The organism is Roseateles sp. GW821-FHT09B06, from assembly GCF_059418245.1.
The window spans coordinates 68,921-89,135 of sequence record NZ_JBWKPM010000023.1; the positions used below are offsets into that span (position 1 = coordinate 68,921).

23 protein-coding genes are annotated in these 20,215 nt (G+C 68.9%); 9 read left to right on the forward strand and 14 right to left on the reverse strand.

Going from position 1 to position 20,215, the window contains the following annotated elements:
• Positions 1 to 74: 74 nt before the first annotated feature.
• The 3 genes from AC07OQ_RS18315 to AC07OQ_RS18325 all read left to right on the forward strand — a co-directional run bounded on the left by AC07OQ_RS18315 (position 75) and on the right by AC07OQ_RS18325 (position 2,603).
• Positions 75 to 1,574, forward strand: coding sequence for an OmpP1/FadL family transporter (locus AC07OQ_RS18315; protein WP_495054570.1), 1,500 nt, complete (start codon positions 75 to 77; stop codon positions 1,572 to 1,574).
• 138 nt (positions 1,575 to 1,712) lie between these two features.
• The gene (locus tag AC07OQ_RS18320; protein ID WP_495054571.1) at positions 1,713 to 1,952 is read left to right on the forward strand and encodes a hypothetical protein; all 240 of its coding nucleotides are present in this window, start codon (positions 1,713 to 1,715) and stop codon (positions 1,950 to 1,952) included.
• Between the two features lie 66 nt (positions 1,953 to 2,018).
• Positions 2,019 to 2,603, forward strand: coding sequence for a cob(I)yrinic acid a,c-diamide adenosyltransferase (locus tag AC07OQ_RS18325; RefSeq protein ID WP_495054572.1), 585 nt, complete (start codon positions 2,019 to 2,021; stop codon positions 2,601 to 2,603).
• A 60-nt stretch (positions 2,604 to 2,663) separates the two neighbouring features.
• Here AC07OQ_RS18325 and AC07OQ_RS18330 read toward each other — a convergent pair whose 3' ends face one another.
• Both AC07OQ_RS18330 and AC07OQ_RS18335 read right to left on the reverse strand, forming a co-directional pair.
• Positions 2,664 to 2,975: a hypothetical protein gene (locus tag AC07OQ_RS18330; protein WP_495054573.1), complete on the reverse strand. Its 312-nt coding sequence runs from the start codon at positions 2,973 to 2,975 to the stop codon at positions 2,664 to 2,666.
• A gap of 362 nt (positions 2,976 to 3,337) precedes the next feature.
• Positions 3,338 to 4,318, reverse strand: a complete 981-nt coding sequence (locus AC07OQ_RS18335) for a helix-turn-helix transcriptional regulator (RefSeq protein ID WP_495054574.1) — start codon at positions 4,316 to 4,318, stop codon at positions 3,338 to 3,340.
• A gap of 99 nt (positions 4,319 to 4,417) precedes the next feature.
• On the opposite strand from AC07OQ_RS18335, the gene AC07OQ_RS18340 reads away from it, so the two are divergent.
• On the forward strand, positions 4,418 to 5,497 hold the full coding sequence (locus tag AC07OQ_RS18340) for a hypothetical protein (protein WP_495054575.1): 1,080 nt from the start codon (positions 4,418 to 4,420) through the stop codon (positions 5,495 to 5,497).
• A 22-nt stretch (positions 5,498 to 5,519) separates the two neighbouring features.
• Here the strand turns inward: AC07OQ_RS18340 and AC07OQ_RS18345 are convergent, their stop codons facing one another.
• The 6 genes from AC07OQ_RS18345 to AC07OQ_RS18370 all read right to left on the reverse strand — a co-directional run bounded on the left by AC07OQ_RS18345 (position 5,520) and on the right by AC07OQ_RS18370 (position 8,294).
• Entirely contained in the window at positions 5,520 to 5,738 is a 219-nt protein-coding gene (locus AC07OQ_RS18345; protein WP_495054576.1) for a hypothetical protein, read from the reverse strand.
• 54 nt (positions 5,739 to 5,792) lie between these two features.
• Complete coding sequence (locus AC07OQ_RS18350) at positions 5,793 to 6,272, reverse strand: PIN domain-containing protein (protein ID WP_495054577.1); 480 nt, start codon at positions 6,270 to 6,272, stop codon at positions 5,793 to 5,795.
• Entirely contained in the window at positions 6,269 to 6,589 is a 321-nt protein-coding gene (locus tag AC07OQ_RS18355; protein ID WP_495054578.1) for an AbrB/MazE/SpoVT family DNA-binding domain-containing protein, read from the reverse strand. Before AC07OQ_RS18355 ends, AC07OQ_RS18350 begins: the two co-directional genes overlap by 4 nt.
• Before the next feature lie 105 nt (positions 6,590 to 6,694).
• A complete protein-coding gene (locus AC07OQ_RS18360; RefSeq protein ID WP_495054579.1) occupies positions 6,695 to 7,213 on the reverse strand; it encodes a GNAT family N-acetyltransferase in 519 nt (172 codons plus the stop codon).
• Positions 7,214 to 7,308: 95 nt separating this feature from the next.
• The gene (locus tag AC07OQ_RS18365) at positions 7,309 to 7,974 is read right to left on the reverse strand and encodes a 3'-5' exonuclease (protein WP_495054580.1); all 666 of its coding nucleotides are present in this window, start codon (positions 7,972 to 7,974) and stop codon (positions 7,309 to 7,311) included.
• 11 nt (positions 7,975 to 7,985) lie between these two features.
• Complete coding sequence (locus AC07OQ_RS18370; protein WP_495054594.1) at positions 7,986 to 8,294, reverse strand: nucleotide pyrophosphohydrolase; 309 nt, start codon at positions 8,292 to 8,294, stop codon at positions 7,986 to 7,988.
• A 217-nt stretch (positions 8,295 to 8,511) separates the two neighbouring features.
• On the opposite strand from AC07OQ_RS18370, the gene AC07OQ_RS18375 reads away from it, so the two are divergent.
• Entirely contained in the window at positions 8,512 to 9,636 is a 1,125-nt protein-coding gene (locus tag AC07OQ_RS18375) for an SGNH/GDSL hydrolase family protein (RefSeq protein WP_495054581.1), read from the forward strand.
• A 282-nt stretch (positions 9,637 to 9,918) separates the two neighbouring features.
• On the opposite strand, the gene queE is transcribed toward AC07OQ_RS18375, so the two are convergent.
• From queE to AC07OQ_RS18400, 5 genes are all read right to left on the reverse strand, one after another.
• Entirely contained in the window at positions 9,919 to 10,563 is a 645-nt protein-coding gene (queE, locus tag AC07OQ_RS18380) for a 7-carboxy-7-deazaguanine synthase (RefSeq protein WP_495054582.1), read from the reverse strand.
• A gap of 10 nt (positions 10,564 to 10,573) precedes the next feature.
• A complete protein-coding gene (locus tag AC07OQ_RS18385; RefSeq protein ID WP_495054583.1) occupies positions 10,574 to 11,704 on the reverse strand; it encodes a 6-pyruvoyl trahydropterin synthase family protein in 1,131 nt (376 codons plus the stop codon).
• A gap of 310 nt (positions 11,705 to 12,014) precedes the next feature.
• Positions 12,015 to 12,818, reverse strand: coding sequence for an alpha/beta fold hydrolase (locus AC07OQ_RS18390; protein WP_495054584.1), 804 nt, complete (start codon positions 12,816 to 12,818; stop codon positions 12,015 to 12,017).
• Between the two features lie 109 nt (positions 12,819 to 12,927).
• A complete protein-coding gene (locus tag AC07OQ_RS18395) occupies positions 12,928 to 13,836 on the reverse strand; it encodes a c-type cytochrome (RefSeq protein ID WP_495054585.1) in 909 nt (302 codons plus the stop codon).
• A gap of 139 nt (positions 13,837 to 13,975) precedes the next feature.
• Complete coding sequence (locus tag AC07OQ_RS18400) at positions 13,976 to 14,728, reverse strand: alpha/beta hydrolase (protein ID WP_495054586.1); 753 nt, start codon at positions 14,726 to 14,728, stop codon at positions 13,976 to 13,978.
• A 186-nt stretch (positions 14,729 to 14,914) separates the two neighbouring features.
• Here AC07OQ_RS18400 and AC07OQ_RS18405 point away from each other — a divergent pair, with 186 nt between their 5' ends.
• The 4 genes from AC07OQ_RS18405 (at position 14,915) to AC07OQ_RS18420 (ending at position 19,617) form a co-directional block, all read left to right on the forward strand.
• Positions 14,915 to 15,748: an endonuclease/exonuclease/phosphatase family protein gene (locus AC07OQ_RS18405; RefSeq protein WP_495054587.1), complete on the forward strand. Its 834-nt coding sequence runs from the start codon at positions 14,915 to 14,917 to the stop codon at positions 15,746 to 15,748.
• A 66-nt stretch (positions 15,749 to 15,814) separates the two neighbouring features.
• Entirely contained in the window at positions 15,815 to 16,225 is a 411-nt protein-coding gene (locus AC07OQ_RS18410; RefSeq protein ID WP_495054588.1) for a BlaI/MecI/CopY family transcriptional regulator, read from the forward strand.
• A complete protein-coding gene (locus tag AC07OQ_RS18415) occupies positions 16,222 to 18,051 on the forward strand; it encodes a M56 family metallopeptidase (protein WP_495054589.1) in 1,830 nt (609 codons plus the stop codon). The genes AC07OQ_RS18410 and AC07OQ_RS18415 overlap by 4 nt, the downstream gene beginning before the upstream one ends.
• Before the next feature lie 423 nt (positions 18,052 to 18,474).
• On the forward strand, positions 18,475 to 19,617 hold the full coding sequence (locus AC07OQ_RS18420) for an FAD-dependent oxidoreductase (protein ID WP_495054590.1): 1,143 nt from the start codon (positions 18,475 to 18,477) through the stop codon (positions 19,615 to 19,617).
• Positions 19,618 to 19,806: 189 nt separating this feature from the next.
• On the opposite strand, the gene AC07OQ_RS18425 is transcribed toward AC07OQ_RS18420, so the two are convergent.
• Positions 19,807 to 20,133, reverse strand: a complete 327-nt coding sequence (locus AC07OQ_RS18425) for a hypothetical protein (RefSeq protein ID WP_495054591.1) — start codon at positions 20,131 to 20,133, stop codon at positions 19,807 to 19,809.
• Positions 20,134 to 20,215: the final 82 nt, after the last annotated feature.

A 20,215-nucleotide genomic window follows, 5' to 3' on the forward strand; every position in this document is an offset into this window, starting at 1 on the left:
CCTATGAAGCGGCAGGCTATCATCAAAAACATTGCGCCCGCCACGGGCCAACCCCCACAACAAAAGGAGACTTCATGCGGTTTTCCCCCACGCCCCTGATGATCGGCTTGCTGTGCGCACTCGGCGCCTCGTCCGCCCTCGCCTCCGGTTATCACTTCGGTTCCCAGTCGGCCTCCGCCCAGGGCACCGCGAACGCCAATGCCGCCGAAGCGGCCGATCCCACGGTGCTGTTCTACAACCCGGCCGGCATGACCCGCCTGGACGGCACCCGCGCCTCCGGCGTGCTGAACATCGTGGTGCCCAGCACCAAGTTCAGCGACCAGGGCTCGACCACCTCCTTCGGCCTGTCGACCGGCGGCGGCAGCACCAACCAGTTCGCCAAGACCACGGCCGTGCCGCATGGCTATCTGACGCACAAGCTGTCCAACGACCTGTCGGTCGGCCTGGCGGTCTTCGTGCCCTTCGGCTCCAAGACCGAGTACGACAAGGACTGGGCCGGCCGCTACACCGCGCTGGGCACCGAGCTGACCACGATCGCGCTGAACCCGTCGATCGCCTTCAAGCTCAGCCCCAAGGTCAGCCTGGGCGCCGGCATCACCGCGCAGTTCATGGACGGCAAGCTCGAGAAGGGTGCCGACTTCGGCTCCGGTGCGCTGGCCAGCGTGGTGGCCCAGCAGGTGGCCCAAGCCGCGGCCGCCCAGCCCGGCGTGCCGCTGGAAGTGATCCGCGCCGCCGTGATCAACCGCCTGGGCGGCCTGATCAAGCAGGTCTCCGGCAATCCGACCTATTCGGGCGGCGTCGAGGTGCAGGGTGATGACTGGGGCTTCGGCTTCAACCTGGGCCTGATGTATGAATACGACAAGGACACCCGCTTCGGCATCGCCTACCGTTCCTCCATCAAGCACAAGCTCAAGGGCGATGCGACCTGGGACGTGCAGACCGCGGCCACCAATCTGGGCACGCTGCTGAACGGCGCGCTGCCCGGCGCCGGTACCCTGGTGCAGCAAAGCCTGGTGGGGCGCTATACCGACAGCAAGGCCAACCTGGACATCACCACGCCCGAGTCGCTGTCCTTCAACTTCTTCAAGCGGCATGAGCGCTTCGGCGTGATGGGCGACCTCACCTGGGCGCGCCATTCCCGCTTCAAGGAACTGCGCATCGACTTCGCCAACACCCTGGCCGACAGCAACACGCCGCAGAACTGGAACGACACCTTCCGCGCCTCGCTGGGTCTGACCTACCAGTGGAGCGACGCCCTGACCCTGCGCGGCGGCGTGGCCTTCGACCAGTCGCCGGTGACGCCGCGCAACCGCACGGCCGCCCTGCCCGACAACGACCGCAGCTGGCTGTCCAGCGGCTTCAACTGGAAGCTGGACGCCAAGCGCTCGTTCGACTTTGCGCTGAGCTACATCCACGTGAAGTCGGGCCAGATCGACCAGTTCGACACCGGCGGCTATCCGACCTGCACCGCCAGCGACGCCGTGCCGAAGAACACCTCCAGCTGCGCCACCACCCGTGGTCGCTACAAGCTGAGTTCGGCGCTGCTGGGCGTTCAATACAACCACGAGTTCTGATCGCACGGGGCATCGCCCCTCTTGCGCCAGGGCCGCAACCTCAGGGTTGCGGCCCTTTGCTTTTTCAACGCTTGCAGCCGTCAGGCGACGGTGTCACCATCTCCACAGCGATGGAGAAACCGTCGAAGGAGTGCTGCCATGTCCCTCGCAACCCTGGTCCTTCTCTTGCTGCTGGCCTTGCTGGTGATCGGCGCGCTGCGCCTGGATCTGCTAGGACAGCTGTGGCGCGAATGGCTCAGGCTGGGCGACAAGCCGCCCGGCGTGGCCGACTGGCATGACCATGCCCATGGTGCCTACGGCTTGAAGCGCGCGCGCCGCCTGCGCGAAGCCGAATCCGACCACAAGCCGCAGTACCACCGCAGCGGCCGGCGCGGCTGAGACCGCATCCGGCCCTGAACTGGGGCAAGATGCGGGTCTCCCATCCGACAAGCATCAGCAAGCCCCATGGCCAACCGACTTTCCCAGATCGCAACCCGCACCGGCGACGACGGCACGACCGGCCTCGGCGATGGCTCGCGCGTGCCCAAGGATCATCTGCGCGTGCAGGCCATGGGCGATGTCGACGAGCTCAATTCGCAGATCGGCGTGCTGCTGGCCGAGCCCTTGCCGGACGATGTGCGCGAGCTGCTGGTCACGATCCAGCATGAGCTGTTCAACCTGGGCGGCGAACTCTGCATGCCCGGCTACACCCTGATCAAGGATGACGCCGTGCTGCGCCTGGACGAGGCGCTGGCCCATTACAACGCCGCCCTGCCCCGGCTGAAGGAATTCATCCTGCCGGCCGGCACGCGCAGCGCCGCGATCGCCCATGTCTGCCGCACCGTGGCGCGCCGCGCCGAACGCGCGGTGGTCACCTTGGCGGCGCAGGAAACGATCAATGCCGCGCCGCGCCAGTACCTGAACCGCCTCTCCGACCTGCTGTTCGTGCTGGCCCGGGTGTTGAACCGCGCCAACCTCGACGGACTGGGCGGCGACGACGTCTACTGGCACAGCGAGCGCCTGAAGCGGCAGGAGGCGGCGGAGAACTGAGCTTGGCGCCGGGGAACTTCGCAGCCTGAGCGCGGATGCTTGTGCCCGCCGCTCGACAGCTTAGGCACGTGCAAGCAGCCAAGCTGCAAATGCGAGCACCAGAACTGCGGGGCCGACGTTACCCAGCCAAATACCGCGCTTTGATGGTGCATAGCCGGTAGCGCGTGCCTCGGACTCGATGTACGGCCAATACAACGCGCTCGTGCTCCTGTAGGCAACGTAGACGCCGCTCGCAAACAGGCCAATGGCGATTGCAACCCCGGCACCAACGAAGATGCCCACAGACAGGGCCACGCACAGCAGGTACGAAGCAAGGCTCACGGCACAGAACAGCGCGTAGCGTGTCTTCTCTATCCGTTCGACCGGTTCCATGGAGGCTCCAAAGGGCATGCTGGTTGAAGGAGATGCCGTCTCGCCGCGAGGGCACTCGATGGTAGGTGAAGTGCTATAGCCCGCAGCACCCTGCGCCCTAACACCGCCCCCTTTGCCGGACCCAAGTCGCTGATTCGTCATCAATTCTCTCCCCGCAGCCGCTTGCCCATGGGGTACTAAAAATCCCGGCAAATCCGGCAGTTGTTGCGGGCCCAATTTCTTCTTCTTCTCTTTTCATTCCTCTTCTAGAACGGGCTGCGGACCGATGCTGCCACGGGCCCGAACGAGCCGCCAACGCGCGATACCCTGCTGCCCGCCCGCATCCATCCAACCCATTTCCAAGCCGGTGACGGGGCTCCTCCCTACCCCAGCCCTGCCACCGCCCCCCTGAGCCGCTGCGCATAGGCCTCGCGCAATGCCGGTGGGGCCAGCACCTCCACCTGCCCCGCATGCCTCAGCAGGTCCATCAGCAGCTCGGTCGCGTCGACATAGGGCACGTCCAGCTGCCAGCGCCCGTCCGCCAGCCAGGCGCTCCGCTGGGCCGGGTGCCATTCCTCGTGCGCCACCCATTGCGCCGCGTCGGCGCTGAACAGCAGGCGCGCCTGCTGGGCCTGGCCGCCGGCAACAAAGATGCCATAGCCCTGGTCCAGCTCGGCCTCCAGCGTCTTCAGCGCCACGGCCATGGCCTGGTCTTCCAGCAGCTCGGCCTGCTCCATCGCGTCGAGCGCGAAGCGGCGCAGGCCCTCGCTGAGATGGCACCAGGCGTCCAGGTACCAGGTGTTGCGGTAGTGCACCAGGCGCTGCGGCGAGACCTCGCGCTGCGACAGGCTGCCGCCGCCCTTGCCGCGCTTGCGGTAGGCGATCGCCAGACGCCGGCGCTGCACCACGGCGCTGCCCACGGTCTCGAAATGCTCGCTGGCCACCCGGCGCCGCGCCGTGCTGATCAGCTTGATGCGGCGCGTGATCTCCTGCGCCTCCTCGGCGTCGGCGCCCAGCATGCCGGTCAGCTTGTCGAACATCGGCTGCAGATGCCGGCTCAGGATGCCGTCCTCGTCGAGTCCCGAGAGCAGCTGGTGCATCGTCAGCAGCGCGTGCAGCTCGCCCTCATTGAACCAGACTCCCGGCAGCTCGTGCTGCCGGCCGCGCCATTGCTGGCCGAAGCGGTAGCCATTGGCCGAGGCGTCGTACTCGATCGGCGCGTCCAGACGCTCGCGCAGGTACTGCAGGTCGCGCTTCAGCGTCGCCGGCGACACCTCCAGCGCCTCCAGCAGGGTGGCGAAGCTGACGCATTCGCGGCTGCGAATCAGCATCTCGATCTTGTAGAAGCGCTCGGTGCGGTCCATCGGGTCCCCGAAATTGGCAGGAGGAGAAGATGATCTTCAGGTGGCTCACGCCATGAGCCACCTGGCGACCACACTGTGCCATATCAACAGGAGCACCGCATGGCACAGATCGCTTCGACCGCAGCAGCCCTTCGCACCACGGCCCAGATGGAACTCGCCGGCATGGCGCCGCCCCAGGCGGAGCGGGCGGTGGCCGCTCCCCAGGACCTGGGCTTCGAGCTCGGCTTCGACCATGCCCGCCACGGCGTCACGCCACCGGTGGCCCACCTGTCGCACCAATCCCCGCTGCTGCAGGGCTGGCAGGCGGGCATGGCCACCTTCGGCCGCCGTGCCTCCGCCCACAAGCCCTCGCGCCACACCAGGCTGTGGCTGCAGTTGCGCACCCATGCCTGGCTGCGCGGCCGCAGCTTCGAGGATGTGCAGCTGACGCCGCATTATCTGCAGCAGATCGCCGTCGACTTCTGCCCCGTGCTGCGCCGCCCGCTGGACGCCGAGCCCTCGATCGACCGCGTGCGCGACGATGCCGGCTATGCCGCCGGCAATCTGGCGATGATGAGCCGCGGCGCCAATGCCGCCAAGGCGCGCCATGGCTGGGCCAGCGCCAGCGAGCTCATGCGCAGCGTCGAACAGGGGCCGATCCGCAGCATCGCCGGCCTGGGCCCCGACGAATGGCGCCGTGTGGCCGTGCTGTGCAGCTTCGTCACCGAGCTGCCGCACGAGGAGGCCGCGCGGATCCCGCTGCATGTGCTGCCGCCCAACCGGCTGCGCCTGTTCAACCCGATCCAGGCCCTGCAGGCCCTGGTGACCCGCCAGCTGGCCACACCGGGCTGGAGCGCCCGCCTGGCGCGGCTGGAGGCCTTGCTGCCCGGCGATGCGCTGCGCGCCGACTTCAACCGCTTCGTGCTGGCCCTGGCGCCGCGCGTGCTCCAACAGGGCGCGCTGACCGAAGCGCAGGAAATCCGCTGGGCCCTGGAAGACGCCTGGAGCCAGCCCCTGGTGCAAAAGCGCTGGGCCAGGTTCGCGCTGCAGCTGACGGCCGCGCAGGCCGAGAGCCTGGTGCAGCGCGCCGCCGCCAAGCGCCTGTGCCCGGTGCATGTGCAGCGCCACCCGGAGCCGCGGGCCACCGAGGGCTGGGCCCTGGAGCGCGGCGGCTATCGCGCGCCCGCCGCCAGCCACTGAAGGCATCGAGGGCGCCCCGCGCTCAGCCCGGCAGGCCCGGGCTGAGCCGTTCCAGGCCGCCCGCCTGGTCCTGCAGCGCCACGTGGTAGCCGCGCTCGCCGAACCACTGCGCCCATTGATGGGCCTGTTTCTTGTTCGGCAGCCATGGGCCGGTGCGGTCCACATGGATGCGGTAGCCGCGGCGCTCGTAGAACACCACGCGCCACATGCCGGTAGAGATCGATCGGTCGAAATTGCTCATCGTTCGGAGCGCGCAATCTAGCAGAGCTTGCCAAGCCTCGCCTGCGGCAACGGCTCAGAGACCCGCCAAAAAATCCTCGCTGGCCACGAGTTCGACCGGGCTGCCATTAGCTCGTGTACCGGCTCGTGTATGGGCTCGCGTGCGGTTCCGCGAGAAACGCGCCTGCAGCGCCGGGCTGTCGCTCACCAGCCAGCGCGCCGAGGCGGCCTGGGCCAGACCCAGCGCGAGACGGTCGAAGGGCGTCAGCGATGCGCCCGCCACGGGCAGCGGGGCCGTGAGCTGCTGCACCTCGGCATAGGGCAGATAGTCGGCCAGCAGCTCATGCTGCTGCTGCAGGGACAGTTTCAGCGCCGGGCTGCCCAGGGCCAGCATCAGCGCGCGTGCATTGGCCGCATCCACCAGGGCCCGGCATTGCCCCTGCTGCCAGGCCAGGCGCAGGCGCTGGGCCGTCGCATCGCCGCGCAACAGGGCGCGCAGCAGCAGCGGTGTGTCGAACACAACGGCCGGTGCGGCGGCGGCCTTCCTGCGACTCACTTGCCCGTCTTTCGCGGGGCGGTCTTGCGGGCCGCCGGACGCGCTGCCGGCTTGGTCTTCTTGGCGGCCACGGTCTTGCTCTTGGTCGGTGCGACCAGGGCCTTCGCGGCCCAGCCGAGGGCGGCGCCGATCGCCTTGTCGCCGATGTCCAGCTCGGCGAGCTTGGCCCGCAGCGCATCGCCGCGCTGGATGCGCACCGGCGTCAGGATGACCTGCCCGGCCTGCTGCTGCACCTCGAAGTACTGCACCGGTCCGAGCGCATCGGTCACGCTCTTGGGCAGCGTCAGCTGGTTCTTGGAGGTGAGCTTGGCCAGCATGGGAAATTGAGAGGGGAATGGAACGGCTTGATTTCGGCCGACCGGCGCGATGGCCGGCTTTCGAACGGGATCGGACCGCGCATGCGCGCGATCCCCGCTGCGCACTCAGACCAGCGAACGGTGCAGGCGCAGCTCTTCCAGGCGGGTGCCGCTGATCTCGGTGGTCTTGGTGCTGCCGAGTTCGCGCTTGAAGCCGGCCAGCTCGAAGAAGCGCAGCGCGCGCTCATTGCGCAGCCAGGTCCACAGCGTGACCTTGGTGCAGCCCTCTTCCTGCAGACCGTCGCGCGCGGCATCCCACAGCGCCAGGCCGACGCCCTTGTCCCAGTGCACCGGATTGGCATAGAGCGCCCAGATCTCGCCGGTCGTCGAGGGCGTGCCCTTGTCGCGCGAACGGTCGAAGCCGACGAAGCCCATCAGCTCGTTGTCGATATGGGCCACCATCACCTGGGGTTCGCACAGGTCGATGGCTTCGCGCCAGAAGGCCTGGCGCTTCTGCACCGACAGCGCGTCCAAGGTGGCATCGGGCAGCAAGCCCTTGTAGGCGTCCTGCCAAGCCGCAACATGGATTTCGGCAATGGCTTTGGCATCACGCAAGGTGGCCGGGCGGACCTGGATACTCGACATACGAAAACTCTGCGAACTCTTCAAAACGGCAAGGGCGGAATTTTGCGCGCCAAAAGCCGCCCGGCGAGCGCTTGACAGCGCTATTTTTTGGACCCTCAGATCGGACCCAGTGCCGGAGCCAGTGCCGCCAGGCGCGGCCGCGCATAGTCCTGCACGCAGCGCCCGAGCGCGGTCCGCGAGGCGCGCTGCAGCCCGGCCAGCAGCGCATGCTCCACCGCCAGCGGCCCCAGTTCACGCGCATAACGCGCCGCCAGATCGGCCTGCATGCGCAGCAGCAGATGGGCCGTGGTGCTGGCATCGGCCAGCGCCCGGTGGGCCCGGCCGCTGTCGGGCAGGCCATGATGCCGGGCCAGGGTGCCGAGCTTGCAGTTGGGCGCCTCGGGGTAGAGGCGGCGCGCCAGCAGCACGGTACAGGCGAACTCGTGGGCCGGGTCGGGCTCACAGCCCGCAAGCTCCAGCTCGTGACACCAGAAGCCGCGGTCGAAGCCGGCGTTGTGCGCCACCAGCGGGCAGCCGCGCGTGAACTCGGCCACCTCGCGCATCACCTGCCGCGCCGGCGGCGCCCCGGCCAGCATCGCGTTGCTGATGCCGGTCAGCCGCTCGATGAAGGGCGGCACCCAGGCGCCGCTGTTCATCAGGCTCTGGTAATGGCCGACGACGGCACCATCGCGCACCAGCACGGCCGCGATCTCGGTGGCCCGGCCGCCCGCGGTCGGGCCCAGGCCCGTCGTCTCGAAGTCGATGACGGCAATGGTCTGCATGAACGGGAAACTCAGGGGGCCGGGTACTTCAGCGCGTTCAGGGCGAACTTGCGCTCGACCGCCTGCGCCACGTCGACACCGCTCTGGTCGGCGATCTGCAGCAGGTAGAGCAGCACATCGGCGATCTCCTCGCCCAGATGCTCGCGCTGCGCCGGCGGCAGCTCGCGCGACTGCTCGGGCGTCAGCCATTGGAAGATCTCCACCAGCTCGGCCGCTTCCACCACCATGGCCATCGCCAGGTTCTTGGGGGTCTGGTAGGGCTGCCAGGCACGCTCGGCGGAGAAGGCGCGCAGGCGCTGCTGCAGGTTCGCGATGTCCATCATGCGCGAGAGTGTGGCATGGGCCGCACCCCTGTCGTGTCGTCCCCGCCGCGACAGGGCCCGGCGGTTTAGACGCGGCCATCCAAAACGGCACCAAGCGGTCTGGCGCGGACAACAGTCTGGGGTTAGCACGCAGCGGGACCCCGGGACCTCTGGCTAGAGTCGGTTCCGGGCTTATCTTTTCCGCCCCATCCGGGGACATTCACAGGAGACAACAATGACTTATCTCAAGACCGGCCTGCTGGCCGTGGCAGCCGCCTTGGCCTTGGCCGGCTGCGGCGGCGGCGACAGCTCGCCCCCGGACAAGGTCACCGCGCTGAAGGTGTTCGGCGACAGCCTGGCCGATGTCGGCACCTTCGGCGGCGTGCGCGCCACGGTCCAGGGGGCCGACCAGCAGATGTACCCCGAGCGCATCGCCGCCGCTTACGGCCTGAGCACGCATTGCAATTTCTTCCGCTTCACCGGCACCACCTTCGGCCTGAATCCGAAGGCCGGCTGCAGCAATTACGCGATCGGCGGCGGCGTGATCAACCATGCCAACCCGGGCGACGCGCGCGGCATCTCGCTGCAGCTGGCCGCGGCCGGCAGCTTCGCGCGCAGCGACCTGCTGCTGATCGACGGCGGCGGCAACGACGCGGCCGCCCTGGTCGGGGCCTATCTGGCCGTGCCCAAGGACAAGGGCGCGTCCTATGCCGCGCTGCTGGGCATGCTGCTGCCGGCCAGCCAGGTGAACACCGCGATGGCCGGCGGCGCCGCCACCATCGCCGCGATCGGCGGCGCCTATATGCAGGCGCTGGCGGCCAAGTTCCATACCGACATCAGCAACAACGCGCTGGACAAGGGTGCTACCCGCGTGGCCCTGCTGAACATGCCGGGCATCACCAACACGCCGCGCTTCCAGCTGGTGCTGGACGGCATCGCCGCCGCCAGCGGTGGCGGTGCCGCCGGCAGCGCCGCGCGCGGCCAGGCCGAGGCGCTGTTCAAGGGCTGGATCGAGGCCTTCAACGCCGAACTGGCCAAGCGCTTCGCCAACGACGGCCGCGTCGCCGTGATCGACTTCTACACCGCCTTCAACGAGCAGATCGCCGCGCCGGCCCAGTTCGGCCTGAGCAATGTCAAGACGCCGGCCTGCCCGGTCAAGGGCGTCGGCAGCGATGGCCTGCCCAGCTACGACTTCGCCACCTGCACCGCGACCGCCCTGTCGGCCAGTCCCCCGGCCGGCGCCAGCGCCGACTGGTGGAAGAGCTATGCCTTCTCCGACGGCTTCCATCCCACGCCCTACGGCCATCAGCTGACCGCACAGCTGATCACCAAGACCCTGAGCCTGAAGGGCTGGCTGTAAGCCCAGCCCGATCCTCGCGCCTTCCCGGGAGCCCTTGCGGCTCCCTTTTTCTTGGCGCTTCTTTATTCAAGGTATTGAGAAATATCTTCTTAGTGGTATTGGTAGAGGCCGCCCCCGCCTGTGGGCAAGCCCAAAAAATTCTGGCGGGTCAAGCACTTGCCCGCGGTCAAAGCCTGTGTGCGGCAGCCCGGTTTGGCATTGCATGCGAGTACAACAAGTTCCGCCGCGTCGCCACGCCTGTGGACAAGCCGCCGCTTATTCAAATCTTGTCCACAGACTTGTTCAATCGATGCCGATCACCTTGTGCATCTGCACCGACAGCTTCCATTGCGGGTGCGCCAGGCAATAGGCCACCGCCTCGCGGGTGTGCTGCTTCTGCAGCGCCGAATCCATCGGCTGCAGGTAGAAATGCTGGAAGTCCAGCCCGGCGAAGCGCTCCGGCCTTGCCAGCGGCTGCGGCCAGACCAGCTTCAGCTCATTGCCGCGGGTCAGCAGCACCTCGGCATCGGCCTTGGGACTGACGCAGATCCAGTCCAGCCCCGCCGGCGCCGGCTGGGTGCCGTTGGTCTCCACCGCGATCTCGAAGCCCTGGGCGTGCAGGGCCGCGATCAGCGGCGCATCCAGCTGCAAGAGCGGCTCGCCGCCGGTGCAGACGACATAGGGGCGGCCCGGCTTGCCGTCCGGCCCCGATGGCCACTTGCCCGCCACGGCCGCCGCCAGCGCCTCGGCGGTGGCGAACTTGCCGCCGCCCTGCCCGTCGGTGCCGACGAAGTCGGTGTCGCAGAAATTGCAGACCGCCGCCGCGCGGTCCTGCTCGCGGCCGCTCCACAGATTGCAGCCGGCAAAGCGGCAGAACACCGCCGGCCGGCCCGCTTGCGCGCCCTCGCCCTGCAGGGTGTAGAACATTTCCTTGACGGCATAAGTCATCTCGTTCGCCTCACACCGGAATCAGCTCGTCGGCGGCCGAGGCGCTGACGAGCGCCCCCGAGCCGCGGGTTTCGTACAGGTCCACCCGGTCCAGCTGCGGCAGGACCGCCCGGCCCTTGGCCAGCACCCAGGCCGCGAGGCTCGCGGTGTCGCCGTCCGGCAGATCGGCGATCTCGTAGAGCGGCCGGTGGTCGATGGCCTTGAAGATCGGATCGAACAGCGTCTTCACGTCGCCGAAGTCCACGGTCCAGCCCATCACGGCGTCCAGCTCCGCGCTCAGGTGCAGGCGCAAGGTGTAGGTATGGCCGTGGATGGCGCGCAGCGGGCTGTCTGCCGGCGCGCGCTTGAGCCGGATGGCCGAATCCAGGGTCAGCTCCTTCCAGATCCGGTAGCGTGCGCCGTCGTAGTTGGCGCCGCAGGAGCCGGTCTCGTAGACCGTCACCCAGGAGAGCTCGGGCAGCTGCGGCTTGAGCCGCTGCCACAGCCAGGCCGAGATCACCTCGCTGGTCGGATTGGCCAGGCCCTCGATCTCGTTCAGGCATTGGTAGTTCAGCTGCATGTGGAAGGGCGCCCAGACCTCATCCAGATGGTCGTAGTCCACCGAGAGGTCGCGTTCGCCCAGGTCCTGGTTGGCATGCAGGATCACCTCGAAGCCATGGCCGTGCATGCGGCCGCATTTGTGGCCGGCCGGGACATGGGGCAGCTGGTGCGCGGCCTGGAAGCGGTAGCGGCGCCAGACATGGGCGCGACCGTCCAGGTCCAGATCCACCCCGCTGTGCTGGGTGCTCTGGATGCCCACCTGCTGGATGCCCGGCACGCCGAACTCGGCTTCGAGCCGGCGGCGGATCCAGCGCGCGATGTTTTCGTCGGTCGGCTGCTCCAGCGTGTCGTTCAAGAGCGCATGGTCCAGCGGCGCGATGCAGGCTTCCAGCCGGCGGCGCAGTTCCTCGACCTCGGCACCCGGGAATGGGGCCCAGTTTTCGGGCAGCTGCGCGCGCACCGTGGCGAAGTAGCTGTGGCCATGCAGGCCGCGGCTGCGGTGGCCTTCGGGCAAGGCCGGAATGCGGCAGGCCGATTCGAAACCGCAGGAGGCCGAATGCAGGGAAGAGAGGGGCAGAGAGGAAGAGGCTTGCTGAGTCATGTCGATGTCGCCGGGGCCGGCAGTGTGACATGGCCCCGATCCCGTGCGCAGAGCGCGCGGATCATGCCCGCCCGTGGCACTCAGCCTTTGTTCCGGCCCGGCCTTGTATTCACTGTATTCCTTATCTCTTTAATTGGTAGTCTTAGTAGAGGGCCGCCCGCGCTGTGGACAAGCCGGTTTTTTCCTTGGCCGACAAGGGCTTGGCCCGGGTCAAAGCATGTGGGCGCATTGGGGTCGGACATGCTGTCCAACAGACAACAACTTGGCCGCGGGCGCCGAGCCTGTGGATAAGCCTCTGCTTGTTCAAAACTTATGCACAGGCTTGTGCGTGCCGGGGCTGCAGCCGAGCCAACAGGGCGCCGAAGGTCTGCGCATGGCTGATCGGGCCCAGGTGGCCGGCCTCGGGCAGGCGGTCGAGCCGGACCCGTCCCAAGGCCAGTTCCAGCAGTTCGCAGACCCGGCGCGCCGGCTCGCGGGTGCGGCCGCCGCAGAACAGCCGGACCGGCATCGTCAGGCGCACCATCTCGCGCGGCCCCCAGGTGGCTTCGAACAGGGCACGGAAATGTCGCGCCACCGTGGGCATGCGCTGCGCCAGCGCCTGCCGCTGCTGCGGGCCGAAGCCCTGCCAGGCCGGCGCGTCGGCCCAGTAGTCGCAGAACATTGCGCCCGCGGCCTCCGGCTGGCCGGCCGCCAGCAGCCGCTCGAGCCGGCCGGCCAGCGCCGCGATCTCCTGCCAGGCCTCGCCCCAGGGCTCGTGGCGGCGCAGCAGGCCGAACAGCACCGGTTCGTACAGGCACAGCGAGCGCACCCGCTCGGGCCGCTCCAGCGCCATCTGCAATGCCACCGCGCCGCCATAGGAATGGCCGACCAGGTCCAGCTCGACATCGCCCACCGTGTTCCAGACCGCATCGGCCTCGATCGCCAGGCTGTCCGGCGCCTGCGGCGGCCAGCCGGCGCTGCGGCCATGGCCCAGCAGGTCGACGCTCAGCACGCGGCGCCGCGTGTGCAGATGCTCGGCCGCGGTGCGCCATTGGCCACCGCTGGCGCCGCTGGAATGCAGGCACAGCAGGGGCGTGGACCCCTGACCTTGTTCTTGGCAATGGAGCAGGCTCATGGCAGGCGGGGGTGGCGGTGGAACAGGGTTCCCACTGTGGGCCGCCGCCGTTTCAGGGGCGCTTCACGACCGGCCGCCGCCTGTTTTGTTTGTTGGTCCCGGCCGCGGATCAGCGCTGGCCCTGGGGCCTGGCCGGCACGGTCTGCAGATAGACATAGATCGCCCGCAGGTCGGTGTCGCTCATCTCCTTCAATGCGCCGAAGGGCATGACCTTGGAGACGGCGCTGCCGTCCGGGCGCTGGCCGCTGTGCATCATCGCGACGAACTGCTCGGGCGTCCGGTACTGCGGCATGGCGCTGCCCTGGCCCGGCGTCAGGTTGGAGGCCGGCGGCCAGTCCGGCGGCGTGCCGGGGATCTTGCCGCCCGACAGGCCCGGGCCATGGCAGCCGATGCACATGGTCGCGACATAGGCGCCGTTGGCCACGCTGACGGTGGAGGCCATCGGCGGCGAGGGCGGCAGGCCGTGGTCGATCTTCTCGGCCGCGTCCTGGATCAGGCCCAGGCCGTACATCGCGCGGAACGGCAGCGGCAGCTCGATCACGGCCGGTCCGCCCTCGGTCCGCGGCAGGCGCCGCAGGTGCGCGATCAGCGCGCCCAGATCCTCGTTCGAGAGGCGGTTGTAGTCCTCGCTGGGCATGATCAGGGCCGGGCGGCCGTCCGGCTTGACGCCATGGCGGATCGCGCGCACCCAGTCCTCGACGCGGTAGCTCGCCACCGTCGGCGAACCCTGGGCGATGTTGGGGCCGCGCAGGTGCAGGCCCTTGCCATCGTTGATCAGCACCTTGCCGCCGCCCTGGGCGCCATGGCAGTCGATGCAGCCGCGCGACAGGAAGAGGTAGCGGCCGCGTTCCAGCGCCGCCGGGTCGTCCGGGATGGCGATGGCGCCGACCTTCAGCTCGATGCTGCGATGCTGCTTGAATTCGGCGCGGGCCAGCGCAAAGCCGACGGCGGCGGCCAGCGCCGCGGCCAGGCCGGCCAGGGTGAAGAGGCTGCGGCGCAGCAGGGTTCTGGAGTTCATGGCGTTCGCGGAGGGCTTGGTCTCGGAAGGGCGCCATGCTCCGCTTGCGGCCGCGCGCCGGCATCGCCCGAACGGGCCACGGCCGCGGCCGCGGCGGGCCATTCATCGCGAACCGGGTCTCGAACCGGGGCGTGTCGACCTAGCGCGGCCGCAGCCCGAACAGCCAGACCAGGCTCTGCGCCAGCTCGGCACGCCAGGCCGCCTCGTTGTGCTCGGCCCCGGGGCGCATGTGCAGGATCAGCTGCTGCGAGCCCATGCCCTGGCCGGCCAGCAGGGCCTGCATGCGCCGCACGTCGTCCACCATCTCCTCGCCCTCGCGCCCGCCCATATAGAGGTAGACGCGCGCATCGGCCGGCAGGCTGCGGCGGCGCGCCTCCACCAGCATCGTCGGCGCCACCCAGTAGGCCGGCGAGAACACGCCGGCCTTGGAGAACACATCCGCATGGCGCTGGATCGCGTAATGCGAGATCAGTCCGCCCATCGAGCTGCCCAGCACGGCCGTGTGCTCGCGCCCGGGCCGGGTGCGGTAGTCGCGGTCGATCAGCGGCTTCAGCTGGCGCACGACGAAGTCCAGATAGGCATCGCCCTCGGCCACCGGGAAGCGTGGATGCGGCCAGGGCAGCAGCTCGCTCATGCGCTTGTCGCCGCCGTTGTCGATGCCCACGACGATGGCCTCGAAGCCATGGCTGGCGGCCAGCGCATCGAGCGTCTCGTCGACGCCCCACTCGCCGGCAAAGGAGGTCGCGGCATCGAACAGGTTCTGGCCATCGTGCATATAGATGACCGGATAGCGCCGTTCGGGCGCCGTGGCATAGCTGGGCGGCAGGTAGAGCCGGATGGTGCGCGGACGGTTCAGCCCGGCGATCGTCAGCGTCTGCGGCAGCAGGCTCACCTGCGGGCCGGCCGTGGAGGCGGCCGGAGCGGCCCATGCAGAGCCCAGCGCGAGGCCCAGGCACAGGGTCAGATGTTGCAGCGTCTTGATGATGATCGGCTCCGGTCGATGATCGACAGTCTAGGTCTTGCCGCCGGCCGTGACTAAGGGCATGGTGGCGGGCGGCATGGGGCAGGAGGACGCGAGATGGCCAAGCTTTTCTCGGTGGCATCGTGGAATGTCGAGCATTTCAAGGCCGACCCGAGCCGGGTCGGCCGCGTGGTCGAGTTCATGAGCCGGCAGAAGCCCGATGTGTTCGGGCTCTACGAGGTGGAGGGTGCCGCCGTGTTCGGCGAGCTGGTCAAGCGCATGCCCGGCTACACCTTCCAGATCACCGAAGGGCTGCAGACCCAGGAGATCCTGATCGGCGTGAAGAAGGGCCTGACCGCCTTCATCACCCAGCGCACCGAGTTCCGCTCCGGCACCACGCATATGCGGCCGGGCCAGCTGGTCAGCGTGCATATCGGTGGGCACAGCTACTGCCTGCTGTTCCTGCATCTGGCCAGCGGCGTGGAGCCGCGTGGCATGGGCCTGCGCGACGACATGCTGGCGCGCGCGCTGGAGTTCCGCCGCGACCTCGACAAGGCCGCCGGCGGCGCCGGCCAGGCGCGCTACCTGTTCCTCGGCGACCTCAACACCATGGGCCTGGACTATCCCTTCGGCCATGGCATCACGGCGGCTGTCGAGCTGCAGAAATGGGACAGGGAGGCCGCCCGCGCCAAGTACGGCATGCGCCGCCTGGTCAAGACGCATGACTTCAGCTGGAGCAACGGTTCGGCCTCCAGCATCCCGGACTCCAACCTGGACCAGGTGTTCGCCAGCACCAACCTGCAATTCCGCGCCTTCCGGCGCCCGGCCGATGGCCTGGCCGCCGAGGTGGCGCTGCGTGGCTGGACCGAGGCCGCCACGCCGGCCGGCCGCGACGCCTGGATCCGCGACTACTCGGACCATGCGCTGATGTACTTCGAGCTGCGGGACTGACGATATCCCGCCGTTTTCAGAATCAAAGTTCTAGACATCAAGTTCTAGAACAAGTATTCTGATGCCATGGTCAGCAAGACATCCCCCGCATCCCTGCCCAAGCCGACGGCCGCCGAGCTGGACCTGCTGCGCGTGCTCTGGCGCCTCGGTGCCGCGGCCGATGCCAAGCAGGTGCACGAGACCCTGCTCGAGGAGCGCCCCGAGGCCAGCTATGCCACGGTGCTGCGCCAGCTGCAGGTGATGCATGGCAAGGGCCTGCTGGTCCGCGACGAGAGCCAGCGCCCGCAGCGCTATGCACCGGCCCAGGCGCAGGACAAGCTGCAGACCCGTCTGCTGAAGGAGCTGATCGCCAAGGCCTTTGCCGGTTCCGGCAAGGCCCTGGTGATGGCGGCGCTGAAGGGCCATGTCAGCGCCAGGGAGCGGGCCGAGATCGGCAGGCTGCTCCAGAGCAAACCCGAGCAGGGCGACTCCAAGTGAGCGCCGACCCGCTGTGGGTGAGCGCGCTGGGCTGGGCGCTGCTGCATTTCGTCTGGCAGGGCCTGGCCATCGGCGCGCTGGCCGCCCTGCTGCTGGCGCTGCTGCGCCGGGCCGGCCCGGGTTCGCGCTACGCGGTCTGCGCGCTGGCCCTGCTGGCCTGCCTGGCCCTGCCGCTGGCGCACCTGGCCTGGCTGTTGCTGGCGTCCGAGGCGCGCGAGCCGGCCGTCATGCCGCCGCCCTGGCTGCTGGCGCTGGGCGCGCAGTTGCCGGCCCTGGTGACGGCCTGGAGCCTGGGCGTGGGCCTGATGGGCCTGCGTCTGGGTCTGGGCCTGGCCTGGGTGGCGCGCCAGCGCCGCCGGTCCGAGGCCGCCCCGCCGGCCTGGCAGGCGCGGCTGGATGCCCTGGCGCGGCGCCTGGGCCTGCGCCGGCCGGTGGCGTTGCGGCTGCTGCACGAGGGGCTGACGGCGCCGGTCACCATGGGCAGCTGGCGCCCGCTGGTGGTGCTGCCGGCGGCCCTGCTCAGCGGCCTGCCGGTGCCGCTGCTGGAGGCCCTGCTGGCCCATGAGCTGGCCCATGTGCGGCGCTGGGACTTCCTGGCCAATCTGCTGCAGAGCCTGGTCGAAGCCCTGCTGTTCTTCCACCCGGTGGTGTGGTGGCTGTCCGGCCGGCTGCGCATCGAACGCGAGCAGGTGGCCGACGAGATCGCGGCGCATGCGCTGGACGATCCGCGCCGCCTGGCGCTGGCGCTGCAGGCCCTGGCCGAGATCGAACCATCGGCCGCCGACATTCCCGACCCCGCACTCGCACCGTCCGCCCGTGGCGGCCGGCTGCTGCCCCGTATCGAGCAACTGATGAGCATGATGATCCCGCATCCGCAAACCCGTACCCCCGGCTGGAAGCTCGCCCTGCCCGCCCTGCTGCTGGCCGGCGCCAGCCTGCTGGTGCAGGCCGCCCGGCAGCCGACCGAGCCGGCCCTGGCGGCGCCGCTGGCCTCGGCCCTGCCCTCGGCCTCGCCGCGCGAGCATGGCGGCAGCGTCACGCCCGCCGCGCCGCCGCCCACCCTGGCCGCCCTGATGAAGCTGCCGGTCAATGCGCGCCACATGCTGGTGCTGGACGAGGACTCCGGCCGCGTGCTGATGAGCAAGGATGCCGATACCGTGGTGCCGATCGCCTCGCTGACCAAGCTGATGACGGCCATGGTGGTGCTGGATGCCGGCCAGGCGCCCGGCGAGACGCTGCAGATCGCGTCCGAGGACGTCGACCGCCTGAAGCACAGCGCCTCGCGCCTGCGGGTCGGCGCGCGCATGAGCCGCCAGGCGGCGCTGGAGCTGGCCCTGGTCTCCTCCGACAACCGCGCGGCCGCCGCGCTGGCGCGCAGCTATCCGGGCGGCGGCGCCGCCTTCGAACAGGCGGTGCAGGCCAAGCTGCGCGGCCTGGGCCTGACGCAGACCGTGATCGTTGAACCGACCGGGCTGTCGCCCGCCAATGTCTCCAGCGCCGCCGAGATGGCGCGCATCGCCGCGGCCGCGGCGCGCTACCCGGAGATCGCGCGCGTCACCAGCGAAAGCAAGCTGCGCGTCGCGGTGGACGGCCGGCCGCGCGAGCTGCGCAACACCAACCGCCTGGTGGGCGGCAAGGGCTGGGACATCCGCCTGTCCAAGACCGGCTATACCGAGGAGGCCGGCCGCTGCCTGGCGATGCGCGTGCGCATGGGCGGCAAGGAACTGCGCAACGTGCTGGTCGTGCTGCTGGATGCCGACGGCTCGGCCGAGCGTCTCGGCGACGCGCGCCGCATCCGCCAGTCGCTGGCCAAGCTGGCGGGATGAAGAAGGCTCCTTGTTCGTTGAATCGTAATCGCACAGCCTGGGCTTGGTTTTCTCTGTAGGGACCGAGCTGCGCCGGGACGCGGGTGTACGCAATTGCTCCGTGTCCCCCGGGCCGCAGGCGGCCCTCCTCCTTTACCTGCGCAATTGCGCACACCCGCATCCCGGCTTCTCCACCGCTGGGCTCTCGCAGAGAAAACCAAACGCAACGCCAAGCAGGAGGACGGGCAGGCCTGATGCGGAGGTCAAGGAGGAGGCCGCTTAGCGGCCGGGGGATTGAGCCCGGACACCGGAAGTCCGGTGGACTTCCGGTGCCTGGCGAAAGGCAGGGCCGGGAGGCCCTGGCACGCAGCAGCAGGTCTGCCCGTCCTCCTGCGCCCAGGCCTCGCTATCTCAATCAACATCGCCAGTAATGCGCAAAGAGCAATGAAAAAGAACAACGGCTTTGTACTGTCGCGCCGCGCGCTGCTGGGCGCCGCCCTGCTGGCCGGCCCGGCCGCAGCGCTGGATTTCGCCGCGCCGCCGGCCCCGGCGCGCATGCGCGCCACGCCCGACCGGTTGATCGACCTCGCGGTCTGCACCCGCCCCTTCCGTCCGCAGGGCCCGCGCCTCGAGGCCGAGCGCCGCCACGGCAAGCATCTGGTGCACCACTATGGCCATGGCGGCGCGGGCTGGTCGCTGTCCTGGGGCTCGGCTAGGCAGGCGCTGCCGCTGATCCTGGCCGGAGGGGAGCGCCGCATCGCGGTGATCGGCGCCGGTGCGATCGGCCTGACGACCGCGCGCGTGGCGCAGCGCGCCGGGCTGCGCGTGAGGATCTATTGCAAGGAGCTGCCGCCCGAGGTGCCCTCCTCGGCCGCCACCGGCCTGTGGTCGCCGGACTCGCGCATCTGCAGCGCGGCGCATGCCACGCCGGCCTTCGAGCGGGCCTGGGAGCAGATGGCGCGCGCCTCCTTCAAGACCTGGCAAAGCCTGCTGGGCCTGCCGGGCGACCCGGTGCAGTGGCGCGACGGCTATCTGCTGTCCGATGTGCCCTTCGACCAGCCGACCGGCGGCGGACCAGTCGACGAGCCGGACTATCCGGACCTGATGGCGCGGCTCGGCGACATCCGGCCGCGCTCGGTGCCGCTGCGCCCGGACGAGCATCCCTTTCGCGTGGCGCATGCGCGGCGCTTCACGCAGATGATGTTCAATCTCGGCGCCTACCAGCGCCTGTTGCTGGAGGATTTCTTCCGCGCGGGCGGCGAGATCGTGCGGCGCGAGTTCGAACAGCAGCGCCAGCTCGCCGGCCTGCCGGAGCGGGTGGTGGTCAATTGCACCGGCTATGGCGCCCGCGCGCTGTTCGGCGACATGAGTCTGGTGCCGGTGAAGGGCCAGACCGCGCGCCTGGTGCCGCAGCCGGAGGTCGACTACATGCTGATCTACCGCGGCCACGGCCTGGTGATGGTGCCGCGGCAGGATGGGCTGCTTGTGGCGACGCAGGGGGAAGCCGACTACAGCAATGCCAATACGACGCCGGATCGGGGGCAGACGCTGGCGGGGGTGGAGAGGTTGGCGGGGCTGTATCGGTGAGCGCTGGGGTGGGGCTTGCTCGGAGCCGGTGATGGGGTTTGGATGCGCGCGTGGGTCTGGTGGCCTGTTCTCTGCGGTGCTGCATCAGGTCCGAATTCAGGTCTTGAAGGGAAAACAGCCGGGGTGGATGTCGAGGGGCGCGAACACCGAAGTGCTTGATTTGCCGGGAAGTCTCTGCAAGGAAGGGGGTTAGGTTCTTCGCCCACGGCGTACGATCTCGGAAATTTCGGTCAATTGGACGCGTGGTTGAGTGCTCTCCTTGACCACGGTAGCCACCATCTCTTTGATGTCTGCCGCGGCTCGTGAATGCTCGAACTCGTGAGCGAAGACTATGGTGCTGTCGGCAGAGCGAAGGCAGGTAGCCAAATAGCGCTCGTCAAAGCTTTCTCGAAGCGCTAAATGAACGCGAGCGACCAGACCATCGAAGTAGATGCGAACGTACTCAACTTCTTGCCTACCTCCGGCTTCGAGTTCGAAAACTGTTTTCTCTAACAAAGGAACACGGTTGTGCAGCACTCCCCTAGTCTTACTGTGTCACAAATTGAGTCTTTCGCTTGCCCGGCCGCAGCAGGGGCACTGCCCGAGACGGGCGATCAGC